Source organism: Aquihabitans sp. G128 (assembly GCF_019048865.1).
Taxonomy (GTDB): domain Bacteria; phylum Actinomycetota; class Acidimicrobiia; order Acidimicrobiales; family Iamiaceae; genus Aquihabitans.
Window position 1 is genome coordinate 4640660 of record NZ_CP077604.1, and the last position, 12606, is coordinate 4653265.

Annotated in this window: 11 protein-coding genes; 10 read left to right on the forward strand and 1 reads right to left on the reverse strand. The window is 73.6% G+C overall.

The window, feature by feature from the left end; translation table 11 throughout:
* Positions 1 to 75: 75 nt before the first annotated feature.
* Positions 76 to 1278: a phosphotransferase family protein gene (locus tag KSP35_RS22325; protein WP_216997963.1), complete on the reverse strand. Its 1203-nt coding sequence runs from the start codon at positions 1276 to 1278 to the stop codon at positions 76 to 78.
* Positions 1279 to 1795: 517 nt separating this feature from the next.
* Here KSP35_RS22325 and KSP35_RS22330 point away from each other — a divergent pair.
* From KSP35_RS22330 to KSP35_RS22375, 10 genes are all read left to right on the forward strand, one after another.
* Complete coding sequence (locus KSP35_RS22330; RefSeq protein WP_216997964.1) at positions 1796 to 2710, forward strand: hypothetical protein; 915 nt, start codon at positions 1796 to 1798, stop codon at positions 2708 to 2710.
* Between the two features lie 13 nt (positions 2711 to 2723).
* Positions 2724 to 4070 (forward strand): MazG family protein, encoded by a 1347-nt coding sequence (locus KSP35_RS22335; RefSeq protein WP_216997965.1) that lies wholly within the window; start codon positions 2724 to 2726, stop codon positions 4068 to 4070.
* 139 nt (positions 4071 to 4209) lie between these two features.
* Positions 4210 to 5496: a phosphopyruvate hydratase gene (gene eno, locus KSP35_RS22340; protein ID WP_216997966.1), complete on the forward strand. Its 1287-nt coding sequence runs from the start codon at positions 4210 to 4212 to the stop codon at positions 5494 to 5496.
* Positions 5497 to 5849: 353 nt separating this feature from the next.
* Positions 5850 to 6242: a septum formation initiator family protein gene (locus KSP35_RS22345; RefSeq protein ID WP_216997967.1), complete on the forward strand. Its 393-nt coding sequence runs from the start codon at positions 5850 to 5852 to the stop codon at positions 6240 to 6242.
* A gap of 22 nt (positions 6243 to 6264) precedes the next feature.
* Positions 6265 to 7437, forward strand: a complete 1173-nt coding sequence (locus KSP35_RS22350) for an acyl-CoA dehydrogenase family protein (protein WP_216997968.1) — start codon at positions 6265 to 6267, stop codon at positions 7435 to 7437.
* Between the two features lie 139 nt (positions 7438 to 7576).
* On the forward strand, positions 7577 to 8287 hold the full coding sequence (locus tag KSP35_RS22355) for a pirin-like bicupin family protein (RefSeq protein WP_216997969.1): 711 nt from the start codon (positions 7577 to 7579) through the stop codon (positions 8285 to 8287).
* A gap of 31 nt (positions 8288 to 8318) precedes the next feature.
* On the forward strand, positions 8319 to 8828 hold the full coding sequence (locus KSP35_RS22360) for a DUF501 domain-containing protein (protein ID WP_216997970.1): 510 nt from the start codon (positions 8319 to 8321) through the stop codon (positions 8826 to 8828).
* A gap of 77 nt (positions 8829 to 8905) precedes the next feature.
* Positions 8906 to 9847, forward strand: coding sequence for a Ppx/GppA phosphatase family protein (locus KSP35_RS22365; RefSeq protein WP_216997971.1), 942 nt, complete (start codon positions 8906 to 8908; stop codon positions 9845 to 9847).
* A 78-nt stretch (positions 9848 to 9925) separates the two neighbouring features.
* Positions 9926 to 11863 carry an AMP-binding protein gene (locus KSP35_RS22370; RefSeq protein WP_216997972.1) on the forward strand — a complete coding sequence of 646 codons (1938 nt, stop codon included), beginning with the start codon at positions 9926 to 9928 and terminating at the stop codon, positions 11861 to 11863.
* Between the two features lie 23 nt (positions 11864 to 11886).
* Complete coding sequence (locus KSP35_RS22375; protein ID WP_216997973.1) at positions 11887 to 12498, forward strand: GNAT family N-acetyltransferase; 612 nt, start codon at positions 11887 to 11889, stop codon at positions 12496 to 12498.
* Positions 12499 to 12606 lie beyond the last annotated feature (108 nt).

Genomic DNA, 12606 nt, shown 5'->3' on the forward strand with positions numbered 1-12606 from the left:
ACCCCAGCTCCGAACTTGTCGCAGTCGTCGACCGTGGCGTCGGCCAACTGCGACGAGTTCCGGGGGTGGGCGGGGTCAGAGGCCGAGGGCGGGCCAGTAGGAGCCGTCGAGCATGGCGACGAGGGTGCTGCGGTGGATGATCATCTCGTCGAGGTCGGCGGGGCGGACGGCCTCGCCGAAGAGGACCGAGCGCTCCGTGACGCGGCGCATGATCACGCCGTGGCGCATGGCGGCGTAGGCGATGTGCCACTTGAGGTTGCCCGGCGTGCGGCCCGAGGCGGCCTCGTAGGCGGCGGCGACCTCGGCGGGCCGCATGAAGTCGGGCAGGCCGGGGGCGTCGTAGCTGGTGGTGAGGTCCTGGAAGAAGAGGTGCAGGTACGTCATCCAGCCGAGGTCGATCTCGGCGGGGCCGATGGCCGCCATCTCCCAGTCGAGCACGGCGTTGACGTCGAACCCGTCGAACATCATGTTGCCGATGCGGGCGTCGCCCCACGAGAGGCGGGGGCCGCTGCAGTCGACGCCCTCGACCGGCAGGTTGGCGCGGAGCCAGGTGAAGCAGTCGTCGAGCAGCTGGGAGCGCTCGTCGCCGACGACCCAGTCGTGGTAGCCGTCCCACCAGGCCAGGTGCCGCTCGATGGAGGTCTCACCGGGCAGGTCGTAGGCCAGGAAGCCGAGGTCGTGGGTGTCGACGGTGACCTCGTGCACGCCGGCCAGGGCGGTGACGGCCGACTGCTGGAGGTGGGCCCGCTCCTCGGCGCTGGCGTCGAGGACCCAGTTGGGGTCGGGGAACGTGTAGGGCAGCACGTCCCGGGGGACCCGCCCGTCGATGCGGGCCATGACGAAGAACGGGGCGCCGATCACCGCCGGGTCGGCTTCGTACCAGAGCGTCTCCGGCACCGGGACGTCGGTGGCCTCGCCGACGATGCGCATGACGTCGAACTGCAGCTGCAGGTCGTAGGTGGGGAAGACGGGGATCTTGTCGAGCTCCGGCTCGATGCGCGCCACGAACCGCCGCTCGGTGGGCGCGCCGCCCTCGGTCCAGCGGGCGGTGAAGAGGAGGGTCTCGCTCGACATGCCGTTGCCCTCGGGCTTGAGCACCTCGCACACCTCGGGCTCCGCTCCGGCGGGCAGCTTGCCCGCCAGCCAGGTGCCGATCCGGCGGCCCAGCTCGGCGCTGTCGCGCGTGGTGGTGGTGATGTGGCCGTTCGGGGCCATCTGTCCCGCTGGCACCTCGTCGGTCGCGCTCGCGGTGGTGTCGGTGGACGTCGCCTCGGTCATGCCCCTGCTCCCTGTGGTGCCCGTTCCCCTGGAACGAGAACGCGTTCTCGTTCGGTGCCGTTTCTAGCCGGAACCCACGGCCGGTGTCGGCCCGGTGGCGCCCGGGTGGCCGGGCGGTGGCCGCCGGGGAGCGGCACGCCAGGACGTCCGCCGGCCGCCGGCGGGCCCGGCGCTCGGCCGCGCGCGGGCCCGGGTGCCGATTGCCGCGCCGTCGGGGGCGCGTAGCATCCTGTCCTCGTGGAACGCCGTCGCACCTCCTTCCGCCGTGCCCGCCTCCTGGGCGTCGCCCTCCTCGTCGTGGCGGGCGCCACCGCCTGCGAGGGCATCGGGCCCGTGGGCCAGACCCCTGCGGCCACCGTGAACGGCCACGACATCTCCCGTTCCGAGGTCGAGGCGGCGGTCGAGCTGCAGCTCGAGTACCTCGACAAGCTCGAGCCCATCATCGAGAAGCAGCGCCTCGCCGCCCAGGAGAAGGGCGAGCAGGTGATCTCCAAGGCCGACTACGCCGCCCGGGTCGATGCCGAGCGCGCCCTACCGGGGCGACACCAGCGCCTCGCTCGGCACCGCGGGCGCCACCACCCAGCTGAACCGCCTGGTCCGGCTCGAGATCTACCGAGGCGCGCTGCGCATCACCGGCGTCAAGGTCACCGCGGCCCAGAAGGCCGCGGCGAAGGAGCAGGTCGAGCAGCAGCAGCTGACCGACAACGGCCTGAAGCTCGCCGACGTGCCCAAGGGCTTCCTCGACGACGACATCGAGGTGGCCGGGATCACCGCCGCCATCGAGGCCACCGCCCCCGTCTCGAAGGCCGACCAGGAGAAGGCGGCCGCGGCCTACGAGCAGACCCTGCAGGCGGCCTTCCAGCAGCAGGTGGGGAGCTACACCCAGCTGTGCGTGAAGGGCATCGTCGCTGCCGACGAGGCCACCGGAGCCCAGGCCGTCACCCGCCTGAAGGCGGGGGAGGACGCCGCCACCGTGGCCAAGGACCTGAGCGTGGAGCCCACCTCCGCCGACCAGGAGCAGTGCCTGGCCCGAGCCGACGCCGAGGGCCTCTTCCCCGAGGCGGCCACGGCCAAGGCCGGCACCGTCCTCGGCCCTGCGCCCTACCAGACCAACCAGTTCCTGGTGCTCGCCGTGGGATCGGTCAAGGTGCCGACGTACGCGGACCTGCGCCCGCAGCTGGCCCAGTCGATCCCCGACACGGCCGCGCAGGCGGCCACCGCCGCCCAGGAGAAGGTCCTCACCAAGGCCCTGGACGAGGCCACCGATCGGGCCAAGGTCACCGTCGACTCCCGCTACGGCACCTGGGACGTCAAGAGCGGCCAGGTCGTCGCCCCCACCGACCCGGCTGCGGTGGCGTTCGAGAGCGACGGCAGCACGCCGTCCACCACGGTCGACCCCGCAGCGGGCGCGCCCGCCGGCGCCGGGTCCTGAGCCCGGGCCGGTCGTGACCACGCCCCGGGTGGTGGTCGTCGGGCTCGGCCCGGGCGACCCCTCGCTCGTCACGGCCGGCGTGCTGGCCGCCATCGCCGCCACGCCCGTCCGCTTCCTGCGCACCGAGCGCCACCCGTCAGCCTCCCTGGTGGGCGGGGCGACCACCTTCGATCACCACTACGAGGCCGAGGACACCTTCGAGGAGGTGTACCGCCGCATCACCGCCGACCTGGTGGCGGCGGCCACCGAGCACGGCGACGTGCTCTACGCCGTGCCCGGTTCGCCCCGGGTGCTGGAGCGCACGGTCGACTTCCTCGACGCCGAGGCGGCGGCCGGCACCATCGAGCTGCAGGTGCTGGCCGGCCTGTCGTTCACCGACCTGGCCTGGGTGCGCCTCGGCGTCGACCCCTACGAGCAGGGCGTGCGCCTCGTCGACGGCCACCGGTTCGCCATCGCCGCCGCCGGGCAGCGGGGCCCGCTGCTGGTGGCGCACTGCCACAACCGCCGGGTGCTCTCCGACGTGAAGCTGGCCGTCGACGACCCGCCCACCGAACCGGTGGTGGTCCTGCAGCGCCTGGGCCTGCCCGACGAGTCGGTCACCACGGTCGAGTGGGCCGACCTCGACCGCAGCTTCGAGCCCGACCACCTCACGTCGGTCTACGTGCCGTCGCTGGCGTCGCCGGTGGCCGGCGAGGTGGCCGCCTTCGTGGAGCTGGTGGCCACCCTGCGGGCCGAGTGCCCCTGGGACGCCGAGCAGACCCACGCCAGCCTGGCCCGGCACCTGCTCGAGGAGACCTACGAGGTGCTCGAGGCGCTCGACGAGGTGGGCGACGGCGGGCCCGACGTGGCCCCCGAGGCCTGGGCCCACCTCGAGGAGGAGCTGGGCGACCTCCTCTTCCAGATCGTGTTCCACACCACCCTGGCCACCGAGGAGGGCGAGTTCGGCCTGGCCGAGGTGGCCCGTGGCGTCCACGACAAGCTGGTCCACCGCCACCCCCACGTGTTCGGGCTGGTGGAGGTCGACGGGGCCGACGACGTCGTGGCCAACTGGGAGCAGATCAAGAAGGCCGAGAAGGGGCGGGCCTCGATCTTCGACGGCATCCCGGCCACGCTGCCTGCGCTGCTGCACGCCACCAAGGTCACCAAGAAGGCGGCCGGCCTCGGCCTCGACCCGGCGCTCGACCCGGGCCCGCTCGACGCCGCGATGGCCGCCGCCCAGGCCGAGGCCACCGACGCCACCATCGGCACGCTGCTGCTGGCCGCGGTGAACCTGGCCCGGTCCGCCGACGTGGACCCCGAGGCCGCCCTGCGCACCGCCGCCACCCACCTGCGCGACCGCGCCCAGCTCTTGGAGGGCTGAGCGCCCGGCGCCTCCTCGGGCGCGGTCCACTTGCGTGGGAGGGGGTCGGTCCAGTGGGCTGCGGGGCGAAGGTGTCCCCTGCGCGGGGGAGACCCCCGTGTACCGTTTCCCCACCAGCAACAGGAGCCCCACACCGACCATGAGCACCATCGAGCACGTCATCGGCCGGGAGATCCTCGACTCGCGCGGAAACCCCACCGTCGAGGTCGAGGTCGTCCTCGACTCCGGCGCCATGGGTCGCGCCGCGGTGCCGTCCGGTGCGTCCACCGGGCAGTTCGAGGCCGTCGAGCTCCGCGACGGGGGCCCCCGCTTCGGCGGCAAGGGCGTGTCCATCGCCGTGTCGAACGTCAACGGCGAGGTCCGCGAGGAGCTGGTGGGCCAGGACGCCCTCGACCAGCGCGGCGTCGACCGCCTGCTGCTCGACCTCGACGGCACCGACAACAAGGCCCGCCTCGGCGCCAACGCCATCCTCGGCGTCTCGCTGGCGGTGGCCAAGGCCGCGGCCGACGAGCTCGAGATCCCCCTCTACCGCCACGTGGGCGGCACCAACGCCCACGTGCTCCCGGTGCCCATGATGAACGTCCTCAACGGCGGCGCCCACGCCGACAACAACGTGGACTTCCAGGAGTTCATGGTCATGCCGGTGGGCGCGGCGAGCTTCTCCGAGGCGCTGCGCTGGGGCACCGAGGTGTACCACGTGCTCAAGAAGCAGCTGGCCGACAAGGGCCTCTCCACCGCGGTGGGCGACGAGGGCGGCTTCGCCCCGAACCTGGCCAGCAACGCCGAGCCCGTCGAGCTGCTCATCTCCGCCATCGAGGCCGCCGGCTTCACCCCCGGCGACGACATCGCCATCGCCCTCGACCCCGCCACCAGCGAGATCTTCCACGACGGCGCCTACGTCCTGGCCGGCGAGGACCGCAGCCTCACCCCCGAGCAGATGGCCGACTACTGGGCCGACCTGTGTGAGCGCTTCCCGATCGTGTCCATCGAGGATGGCATGGACGAGGAGGACTGGGACGGCTGGAAGGCCCTCACCGACCGCATCGGCTCCAAGGTGCAGCTGGTGGGCGACGACCTGTTCGTCACCAACACCAGCCGCCTGGCCCGGGGCATCGAGGCCGGCGTGGCCAACTCGATCCTCGTGAAGGTCAACCAGATCGGCTCGCTCACCGAGACCATCGACGCCGTGACGCTGGCCAACCGCTCGGGCTACACCGCGGTCATGTCGCACCGCTCGGGCGAGACCGAGGACGCCACCATCGCCGACCTCGCCGTCGCCCTCAACTGCGGCCAGATCAAGACCGGCGCCCCGGCCCGCAGCGATCGCGTGGCCAAGTACAACCAGCTCCTGCGCATCGAGGAGCAGCTCGGCGACGCCGCCTCGTTCCCGGGTGCGGCTGCGCTGGCCCGAGGCGTCCGCCGCTGATGGCCGACGACCGGCGGAAGCCCGCTCGACCCCCGGCCCGGCCCTCCCGGCCGCCGGCCGCCGGTCGAGCGCGCCCCGCGCCCGCCGGTCGACCCAAGCCCGCCTCCTCGTCGTCGGGGCGGGCCAAGCCCGCGGCCGCCGGCCGGGCCAAGGCCGCGGCACCCGCCGCCGGGCGGGCCCGCCCGGCACCGGCTCGGGCCAAGGCCGCCCCGGCCGCGCGATCGAAGCCGGCTGCTGCCCGCGGTCCGGCCCGTTCGGCGGCCAAGCCGAGCTCCCGCGCCGCAGCCACCCGTCGTCCTGCTGGCCGTGCCGACGGTGCGGCCGGGCGCCGCGCCCTCGGGCGAGTCGACGGCGTGCGGGGCCAGCGCGAAGGCGATCGGCGCCGCCGCAACCAGGCGCGGGCCCAGCGCCGCCGTCGGGTGGTCGGCGCCCTGGTGGCCACGGTCATGGCCGTCGGCGTCATGTACGTGGCCCTGTTCCCGGGCCAGACCCTGCTGGCGCAGCGGGCGTCCACGTCGAAGGCGGAGTCGGAGCTGCGCGAGGTCCAGGCCCAGCGCAAGGTGGTCGAGGACCAAGCCCGCCGGCTCGAGACCGACAAGGAGATCGAGAAGCAGGCCCGGGAGGACTTCAACATGAAGCAGCCGGGCGAGGAGATCGTCAACGTCCTGCCGACGCAGACCGATCCCATCGGGCTGCCCGGCACCTGGCCCTTCACCGGCGTCGAACGGGCCTTCGGCGCCCCCTGACACCGGGGCGTACCGTCGCCCGATGGACTTCTCGAGCGACCCCGACCACGACGCCATCCGCGACGGCGTCCGGCGGGTCTGCGCCGACTTCCCCGACGAGTACTGGCGGCGCTGCGACGCCGAGCACGAGTTCCCGTGGGACTTCTACCGGGCCATGGCCGCCGGCGGCTGGATCGGCATCGCCATCCCCGAGGCCTTCGGCGGCGGCGGTCGGGGCATCACCGAGGCCAGCATCGTGGTCGAGGAGGTGGCGGCCTCCGGCGCAGCGATGAACGGGGCGTCGGCCATCCACCTGTCGATCTTCGGCATGGGACCGGTGGTCAAGCACGGCTCCCCGGAGCTGCAGCAGCGGGTCCTGCCGCAGGTGGCGTCGGGCGAGCTGCACGTGGCGTTCGGCGTCACCGAGCCCGACGCCGGCACCGACACCTCGCGCATCACCACCCGGGCCACCCTCGCCGCCGACGGGTCGCACTACCTGGTGCGGGGCCGGAAGGTCTGGACCACCAAGGCCCCGTACTGCGAGAAGGTGCTGCTCCTGGTGCGCACGTCGCCCCGAGGGGACGCCGGCCGACCGACCGACGGCATGACGCTGCTGCTCGCCGACCTCCAGCGGCCCGAGGTCGAGATCACGCCCATCGCCAAGGCGGGCCGCAACGCGGTGGTGTCCTGCGAGGTGGTCTACGACGACCTGCCGGTCGCGGTGGCCGACCGGGTGGGGGAGGAGGGCGAGGGCTTCCGGTACCTGCTCGACGGGCTCAACCCCGAGCGCATCCTGATCGCCGCCGAGGCGCTCGGCACCGGCCGGGCCGCCCTGCGCCGGGCCGTGGCCTACGCGGGGGAGCGGGTGGTGTTCGACCGGCCCATCGGCCAGAACCAGGGCATCGCCTTCCCGCTGGCCCGGGCCCACATGGAGCTGCGCGCCGCCGAGCTGGCGGTCCGGGAGGCGGCGTGGCGCTACGACCGCGGCCTGCCCTGCGGCGAGGCCGCCAACACCGCCAAGTTCCTGGCCGCCGAGGCCGGCTACGCAGCGGCCGACCAGGCGGTGCAGACCCTCGGCGGCATGGGCTACGCCGCCGAGTACGACGTCGAGCGCTACTGGCGCGAGGCCCGGCTCATGCGCCTGGCCCCGGTCAGCCAGGAGCTGGTGCAGGCCTACGTCGCCACCCAGGTCCTCGGCCTGCCCAAGAGCTACTGATCCCGGGCGGCGTCGGGCGGCGCTGGGCTGGTGGCGAGCCGGGGTTCGATCCGGCCGGCAGCGGCGCACGGGAATGCGTGGGGCCACCCGCCGGTTCCAGGTATTTGCATACGCAACTACTTGCTCGAAGGAGCCCACCATGGCTGCCCCCACGATCGACGTCCGGCCCGCTCGGACCCGGCCCCACACCGACGCCGGCTGGCTCGACTCGAGCCACAGCTTCAGCTTCGGACACCACCACGACCCCCGGAACACCCACCACGGGCTGCTGCTGGTGAGCAACGACGACCGGGTGGCGCCCTACACCGGCTTCGACACCCACCCGCACCAGGACATGGAGATCATCACCTGGGTGCTGGAGGGCCGCCTCGAGCACAAGGACACCCTCGGCAACAAGGGCGAGATCTATCCGGGCCTGGCCCAGCGGATGACGGCGGGGCGCGGCATCTGGCACTCCGAGAAGAACAACGGCGACGACACCGTCCACTTCGTGCAGATGTGGGTCCCGCCGGACACCTCGGGGCTCGACGCCGGCTACGAGCAGCTCGACATCAACGCCGAGCTGGACAAGGGCGGGCTGGTGCCGATCGCCAGCGGCAAGGGCCACGACGCCGCCATCTCCATCGCCCAGTCCGGGGCGGTGCTCTGGGGCGGACGGCTGCGCTCCGGCGAGGTCGTCGCGGTGCCCGACGACCGCCACGCCCACGTCTTCGTCGCCCGGGGCACCGCCTCGCTGGCCGGCGCCGGCGCCCTCGCCGAGGGCGATGCCGTGCGCCTGACGGGAGCCGGGAGCCCGCAGCTCACCGCTGGCCCCGACGGCGCCGAGGTGCTCATCTGGGCCACCTCCTGACGTCGCCGCAGGCCTCGGTAGGGTCGACGCCATGAGCGACCCGATGCCGGCCACCGTGGTGGTGGCCGACGAGCCCTCCGAGGCCGACGTCGTCGCGGTGACCGCCCTGCTCGGGCGCGAGCCGAAGGGCCGCTTCACCGTCGTGGTGCGCCACCGCCACGACGGGTCGCCCGTGGTCATCCGCAACCACCCGCTGCTCGACGACGGTCGGCCCATGCCCACCCGCTACTGGCTGCTGGGCGAGCCCGAGCGCACCATGGTCAGCCGCATCGAGAGCCGCGGCGGCGTGCACCGGGTGGAGGACGAGATCGGCCTCGACGTCATCGCCACCGCCCACGACGCCTACGCCGCCGACCGCGACGCCGACCTGCCCGAGGGGTGGGCCGGGCCGCGGCCCTCGGCCGGCGTCGGCGGCACCCGCGTGGGGGTCAAGTGCCTGCACGCCCACTACGGCTGGTGGCTGGCCGGCGGCCCCGACCCCGTCGGTGCCTGGGTGGCCGAGCACCTCGCCGCCGGCGACGGCGACGCCGGCCCCAGCTGACGCCCGCCCCGGCCCGGTCCGTTCGAGTCGTCGGCCGGGGGCGGCTCGTGGTGGGGCGCTCCTAGAGTCGGGTGCCCATGACTGATCGCGTCGCCTCCATCGACATCGGCACCAACTCCACCCGCCTGCTGGTGGCCGAGGCGGGCACCGACGGCGCCCCGCTGGTGCCCGTCGAGCGGCTGATGCGCATCACCCGGCTCGGCCAGGGGGTCGACCAGGCCGGCTCCCTGGTGCCGGAGGCCATCGACCGCACGGTCGCCGTGTTGGCCGAGTACCGCGAGGTGATGGACCGCCTGGGCGTGCCCGCTGGCCGGGTCCGCATGACGGCCACCTCGGCCAGCCGCGACGCGGCGAACCGCGACGTCTTCTTCGACGCCGCCGAGGCCGCGGTGGGCGTCCGCCCCGAGCTGCTCTCGGGCGAGGACGAGGCCAGGCTGTCGTTCCTCGGCGCCACCTCCGACCTCGACCCGGCCGAGGGCCCCTTCCTGGTGTTCGACCTGGGCGGCGGCTCGACGGAGTTCGTCTACGGCACCACCGGGCCCGAGGGCGCCATCACCGGTGCGCTGTCGCTCGACGTGGGCTGCGTGCGGCTGACCGAGCGGTTCTTCACCACCGACCCGCCGGCGCCGGAGGACCTCACCGCCGCCATCAGCTACACCGAGGCCTGGGTCGACGACGTGCTGCGCGACATCCCCGACGTCGGCCAGGCCAAGACGGTCCTGGGGCTGGCCGGCACGGTGAACACCGTGGCGGCGGTCGAGCTGGGCCTCGCCGAGTACGATTGCGACGCGATCCACCACTTCACCCTCACCCGCGACGCCGCCGAGGACGTGTTCCGCACGCTGGCCACCGAGCCCCGGGCCGACCGCATCCACAACCCCGGCCTCGAGGAGGCGCGGGCCGACGTGATCGTCGGCGGGTGCTGCGCGCTGGTGGCCATCTACCGCACGCTCGGCCTCGAGGAGGTCGTGGTCAGCGAGGCCGACATCCTCGACGGGCTGGCGATCTCGCTGCTCTGACCGGCCGTCGGGCGAGGTTCCGGCACCGTCGGGTGCCGGAACGGACGGGTGCGGGGGCGACGGCTACCGTGCGACCCGATGAGCGAGCCGATCTGGGAGCCCGATCCCGCCACCGTGGCCGACACCAACGTCGGGCGCTTCCAGGCCCGGCACGGGATCGCCACCTTCCCGGAGCTGGTCGAGCGGTCGATCGAGGATCCCGCCTGGTTCTGGGGCGCCGCCACGGAGTTCCTGGGCATCCCGTTCTCGACGCCGTACGAGCAGGTGCTCGACACCTCCAAGGGCATCCCGTGGGCCACCTGGTTCACCGGCGGCCAGACGAACCTGGCCGCCGCCTGCGTCGACCGCTGGGCCGCCGACTCGCCCGACGCCGAGGCCATCCGTTGGGAGGGTGAGGACGGCGAGGTCCGCCTGCTCACCTACGCCGAGCTCGACCGCCACGTCGACGGCCTGGCCGCCCTGCTCCGCGAGCGGGGCATCGGCCAGGGCGATGCGGTCGGGATCTTCCTGCCGATGCTGGTGGAGACGGTGGTCGCCGCCATGGCGGTGGCCAAGCTCGGGGCCATCTTCCTGCCGGTGTTCTCCGGCTACGGCGCCGAGGCCATCGCCGTGCGGCTCGAGGATGCCGGGGCCAAGGCCCTGCTGTGCGCCGACGGCTTCTACCGCCGCGCCAAGGTCGTGCCCACCCTGGCCACCGCGCTCGACGCCGTCGGCCGCGTGCCCTCGGTCGAGACGGTGGTGGTGGTGCCCCGGGTCGGGCCCGTCGAGCCGGCCGAGCACGGTGCGGCTTCCGTGCTGCCCTGGCCTGCGGCCACGCCGGTCGGCGAGCCCCCGCGCGTGGCCACGGTGGCGGTCGACAGCGAGCACCCGCTGTTCATCGCCTACACCTCGGGCACCACCGGCAAGCCCAAGGGCGCGGTGCACGTCCACGGCGGGTTCACCGTGAAGATCGCCGAGGAGGTGGCCTTCCAGTTCGACTGCCGTCCCGGCGACCGCCTGTTCTGGTTCGCCGACTTCGGCTGGATCATGGGCCCCTGGGAGGTGGTGGGCGCGCTGGCGAACGGCGCCACCCTGTGCCTGTTCGAGGGTGCACCCGACTTCCCCGACACCGACCGGCTCTGGGCCTACCTGGCGGCGCACCGGGTGACGATCCTCGGGATCAGCCCCACGCTGGTGCGCTCGATGATGGCCCACGGCGACGAGCCGGTCCGGCGCCACGACCTCTCGGCGCTGCGCATCCTCGGCTCCACCGGCGAGCCGTGGAACGAGGACCCCTACCGCTGGTTCGCCGAGGTGGTGGGCGGCGGGCGCTGCCCCATCATCAACATCAGCGGGGGCACCGAGGTGGGCGCGTGCTTCCTCTCGTGCCACCCGGTCCAGGCCCTCACGCCCATGACGCTCGGCGGCCCCGCCCTCGGCATGGCGGTCGACGTGTTCGACGACCACGGGCAGCCGGTGCGCGGCCAGGTCGGTGAGCTGGTCTGCACCAAGCCGTGGCCCGGCATGACCCGTGGCCTCTGGCAGGCACCCGAGCGCTACCTCGAGACGTACTGGGACCGCTGGCCCGACGTGTGGGTCCACGGCGACTGGGCGCTCATCGAGGACGGCCAGTGGTACCTCCGCGGCCGCAGCGACGACACCATCAAGATCGCCGGCAAGCGGCTCGGCCCGGCCGAGGTCGAGTCCGCCCTCGTGGCCCACGCCGCGGTGTCCGAGGCCGCTGCCGTCGGCATCCCCCACGAGGTCAAGGGCGAGGCGCTGTGGTGCTTCGTCGTGCTGGCCCCCGGCGCCGCCGAGTCCGAGGACCTGCGCGCCGAGCTGGTGGCCACCGTCACCGAGGCCCTCGGCAAGTCGTTCAAGCCCAGCGCCGTCCGCTTCGTCGACGCGCTGCCCAAGACGCGGTCGGCCAAGGTCGTTCGCCGCGCCATCCGGGCCACCACCATCGGGGCCGACCCGGGCGACCTCTCGTCGCTCGAGGACCCCGCCACCGTCGACGCCCTGCGGAACGCACGGTGAGGAGCAGGGACCGAGGCACACCCGTGGAGCGATCGAGCACCCTCTTCGGCCAGCGCGTCATGCTGCGCCCCATCGTCCTGTCGGACTTCGCCGCGTGGCGCGAGGTGCGCCACCGCTGCGGCGAGTGGCTCACCAAGTGGGAGCCGGCCCGCCTGGCCCACCAGCCCGACGTCACCGAGGACCGCGACGCCTTCGCCGTCCGCTGCAGCGCCCGCCACCGCGAGCGCCAGCTGGGCACCGGCTTCGGGTTCGGCATCTTCGCCGACGGCGCGTTCTGCGGCGAGATCAACCTCTCGTCCATCCAGCGCGGCCCGTTCCAGAACGCCTACGTGGGCTACTGGATCGACGAGCGCTACGCCGGGTTGGGGCTGATGCCCGAGTCGGTGGTGGTCCTGGCCCGCTTCGCCTTCGAGGAGCTGCACCTGCACCGGCTCCAGATCTCGATCATCCCCCGCAACACCGCCAGCCGCCGCGTGGTCGAGAAGCTCGACCTCCGGCTCGAGGGCGTGGCCGAGCGGTACCTCGAGATCAACGGCGTCTGGGAGGACCACGTCCGCTACGCCATCACCGCCGAGGAGTGGCAGGAGCGCCGCGAGTCCCTCGAGGCCACCTGGCTCTCCCCCCGCCCCGAGTAGCCCCACCACCACCACCACCTCGCCCCGCCCCCAGCCCCCGTCGAACTTGTGGGCTGAGGCTGCCGTTTTCGGCGCTCTGGGCCCACAAGTTGCCGGGGGGTTGGGGGT